At 60.1% G+C, this 276-nt stretch carries 1 pseudogene; it reads right to left on the bottom strand.

The features are described from left to right. Positions 1 to 276, bottom strand: a pseudogene (locus tag QP415_RS11735) (DEAD/DEAH box helicase); the annotation flags it as partial.

A 276-nucleotide genomic window follows, 5' to 3' on the forward strand; every position in this document is an offset into this window, starting at 1 on the left:
CGGCCGCGGCTTTCTCAGCATCATGCTTTGCTTTTTCGCGTTGCAGGATGAGCAGGCCTTCGGCGTACAGTTTCTCGGTGGGGTCGTCGCTGCGGACGTCCGGGCGGCGGCCATTGACCTTGACCCAGTCGGTGATTGCCGGCCACATTTCCATCGCTTCTTCCGGCTTCAGGGTGATGCGGGTAGCGGCGATGGCGTCTTGGATGATGCGCAGCACCGGGCTGGAGACCTGCTTGGACATCACTTCAAAAGCCTTCTGGAAGGGGTTGATCGATT

Source organism: Pauljensenia sp. UMB3104 (genome assembly GCF_030217285.1).
Lineage (GTDB): Bacteria > Actinomycetota > Actinomycetes > Actinomycetales > Actinomycetaceae > Pauljensenia.